The following is a 3,069-nucleotide window of genomic DNA, read 5'->3' as shown; positions in this document are numbered from 1 at the left end:
ACGACGTCGATCGTGCCGGTCGACCTGAACAGCCTGATGTTCCATCTCGAGACGACGATCGTGAAGGGTTGTGCGGTGACGCGTGACATCGCGTGCGTGGCCGATTTTTCAGCGCGCGCGGGCAAGCGTGCAGCCGCGATCAATCATTATTTGTGGAACCGTCACGGCTATTACGGCGACTACGACTGGCAGTTGCGCAAGCCGCGCGACGGCGTGACGGCGGCCGCGCTGTATCCGCTGTTCGCGGGCGTCGCGTGGCCGGAGCGTGCGAAGGCGACCGCGCACGAAGTGCGCAAGACGCTGCTGCAGCCGGGCGGCCTCGCGACGACGACCGAGAACACGGGCCAGCAATGGGATGCGCCGAACGGCTGGGCGCCGCTGCAGTGGATCGCGATCGACGGGCTGCGCCGTTACGGCGAACCGGCGCTCGCGAAGGACATCGGCACGCGTTTCCTGTCCGACGTGAAGCATGTGTATGCGACCGAAGGCAAGCTCGTCGAGAAGTACGTGGTCGAGGGCACCGGCACGGGCGGCGGTGGGGGCGGGGAATATCCGTTGCAGGACGGCTTCGGCTGGACCAACGGCGTCACGCTGAAACTGCTCGGGCTGTACGGCGAGTAATGCGCGGCGAATAATGCACGACGCGTAATGCGCGCCACGGGCCGCGTGCCCGCACGGCAAGCCACCGCATGGGCCGGACCGTCGCGCAAGCGACCGTCCGGCCCCTGTCTTTATGCGGCTGGCATCAGAACGTGATCGTCGTGCGCACGCCGACCACCGTTTCGTCGCCGATGCGCGCGCCGGCCGCGTTCGGGTTCGGGATGCCGCCGCCCGGACGGAAGAAGTGCTGCAGGTCGGCCTGCACCTGCCACCACGGCGCGATCTGGTACTGGTAGGTCGCCTCGATGACCGTCTCCGCGCGGCGCACCGGATAGCCGGGCGTCGTGTACGCGCCGGTGTCGCCGTCGAGGCCGCGCGCATGCGAACCGATCTTCGCGTAGCCGACCGCGATGCCGGCGACGTCGTTGTCGCGCCCGACGAACGGGGCCTTCAGCGTCACGCCCGCATTGGCCGCGAAATCGACGAGATTGCGGTCGCCCGGCGAGCCCATCACGCGCGCGAACACGCCGACCGAGCGCGGGCTGTCGGCGGACGGCCGCCACACCATCTGGTCCGCGACCGCATAGAACCCGTAGTTGCCGCGATGCGTGGCGGGCATGCCGTTGCTGGCCGGATCGGCGAGCGACAACCCGTCGGTGCCGTAGCGCGGATCGTTCGCGTGCTGCGAGTGATACCAGAAGCCGAGCTTGTACGTGCCGGGCAGGCCGGCCGGCTGCGGGGCCTTCGGGTCGGCCGGCGGCGCGTTCAGCGCGTACTGCACTTCGCCGATCACGAATGCCCCGCTGCGCAGGTTGAAATTGGTGCCGTGCGCGTTCAGCACCTGCGCGTCGCCGTCGCTGCGGCCGGCCGGGTTGCCGTCGAACACGCCGACCATCGCGGTCCACGCGTCGGCCGGCTTCACGCGCAGCCGCACGCCGAGCGACGACAGCGGATACGCAGGGCCGCCGGACGGCAGGTCGGTGGACGGCAGCACGGGCCAGCCGAACGTCGCGTTCATGAACGTCGCCGCGTTCTGGCTCACCATGAATTCCTGGTCGACGCTCTGCTGGCCGACTTTCACGTCGACCTTGCCGTCGAGCAGCGACTGCTGGTACCAGAGCTCCCACAGGCGCGTGGTCGAATTGGCCTCGATGCCGGTCGCGGTCTGCAGCGTCTGCAGGTAGCGCTGCGTGAGGTTGGTGCCGTGGATCTGCAGCCCCGACACGTTGAACGTGCCGCCCGGCAGGCCGATCGCCTTGCCGGTGTCGACGTCGAAACCGAATTGCGTGAGCCCTTGGTACGCGCCGCCGCGCCCTGTGCCGCCGGACGTGTTGTACAGGTACTCGCTGGTTTCCTGCAGGCTCAGCGTGACGCCGTGTTCGTCGAGCACGTCGCGCAGGCCGCCCATGTTGCCGAGCAGGTTCGACCGTTCCCACAAGCCGATGGGAGCGGGCGTGGCAGCATCGGCGGCCGGTTGGGCGGGGGCGGCGGCATCGTTCGTGCCGGCCGCCGGTTCGGTGGCGGGAGCCGACGCTTGCGCGAATGCGGAGGCGGCGGCGAGCGACAGCAGCAGCGCGGCGAGCGCATCGACGCGAAGCTTGCGCGGGACGGAAGAGAGTTGCTTCATTCGGGTTCCGTTGGCAGTTTGATTAGTTAGGCTGAGGAAACGGGAACGTGATGCGGGCCGCATGGCGAGACGGCCTGCACGGAGAAGGGCTTACGGCAGCCAGCCGCCGACGCGCCACACCTGCGCGAAGCCGACGTGTGGCGCGACCGAGCACAGCAGCGCGGCAAGCGCGAGCGCGGCCGCCGTCGCGGCGATCAGCACCCAATCGAGCGGACGGGGTGCGGCCGGCACGTGGGCGAGGGCCACGCCGCGCCAGTGGCCGAATGCCCGGGCGAGCGGCGAGCGGCCGGAAAACGAGCAGTCGCACGCGACGTGCACGACGCGCTTGAGTCTGACCGCGAACGATGGAAAGAACATGACGCTGCCTCCATTCCGTCCGGCGAACGCCGGGCGACGTGATCGAGCGCGGGTGCGTGACGCGGCCTGCGATCGGAGGATGGAACATAACGGAGCGTGCGACTGACGAACCGGCGATGGCCGGCCCGGATGAGGCGCGCTAACCCGACGAATGCGAGCTAGCGGCGAAAGACATGCGTCTGGCTGCTATCTCGCGATGGCGTGGCCGGCCTGGACCGGCATTGAACTGCAACTAGAGCATGTGTCCACGGAGGGACTCCCGTGATGAATTGGGGCGGATTTTAGTCGCGAGTTTTGCTGCGGCGCAAGTAAAAAACGCACGAAAAATGCGCTGTGTGGTGGGCGCGTCGCAGCGGAGCGGAGCCGCCGCGCGCCCGCCCCGCGAGCATGAAAAGGGAAGTGCGGCAGCGTGGCGGGCCGTTGCTCGCACGCATCGGCGCGGGGTGGCGTGACGACGGCGCTGAAAGGTTTCAGAACGTTATTTC

3 protein-coding genes are annotated in these 3,069 nt (G+C 68.5%); 1 reads left to right on the top strand and 2 read right to left on the bottom strand.

Annotated elements, in window-relative coordinates:
• On the top strand, positions 1–621 hold a 621-nt coding region (locus JMF90_RS31060; RefSeq protein WP_268906074.1), incomplete at its 5' end, for a trehalase family glycosidase.
• A 124-nt stretch (positions 622–745) separates the two neighbouring features.
• On the opposite strand, the gene JMF90_RS31055 is transcribed toward JMF90_RS31060, so the two are convergent.
• Both JMF90_RS31055 and JMF90_RS31050 read right to left on the bottom strand, forming a co-directional pair.
• A complete protein-coding gene (locus tag JMF90_RS31055; RefSeq protein WP_027811407.1) occupies positions 746–2,227 on the bottom strand; it encodes a carbohydrate porin in 1,482 nt (493 codons plus the stop codon).
• 90 nt (positions 2,228–2,317) lie between these two features.
• On the bottom strand, positions 2,318–2,584 hold the full coding sequence (locus JMF90_RS31050; protein ID WP_011547288.1) for a hypothetical protein: 267 nt from the start codon (positions 2,582–2,584) through the stop codon (positions 2,318–2,320).
• Between the last annotated feature and the right edge of the window lie 485 nt (positions 2,585–3,069).

Origin of the sequence: Burkholderia sp. E168m23, from assembly GCF_016586125.1 — a bacterium.
Classification (GTDB): Bacteria; Pseudomonadota; Gammaproteobacteria; order Burkholderiales; family Burkholderiaceae; genus Burkholderia; species Burkholderia orbicola.
The sequence above is the reverse complement of the archived record's forward strand: the minus strand, read 5'-3'. Positions and strand labels throughout refer to the sequence as shown.

What these genes read in the sequence shown, in the direction of transcription:
- JMF90_RS31050 (WP_011547288.1), bottom strand. Translation starts at nt 2,584, where the DNA reads ATGTTCTTTCCATCGTTCGCGGTCAGACTCAAGCGCGTCGTGCACGTC.
- JMF90_RS31055 (WP_027811407.1), bottom strand. Translation starts at nt 2,227, where the DNA reads ATGAAGCAACTCTCTTCCGTCCCGCGCAAGCTTCGCGTCGATGCGCTC.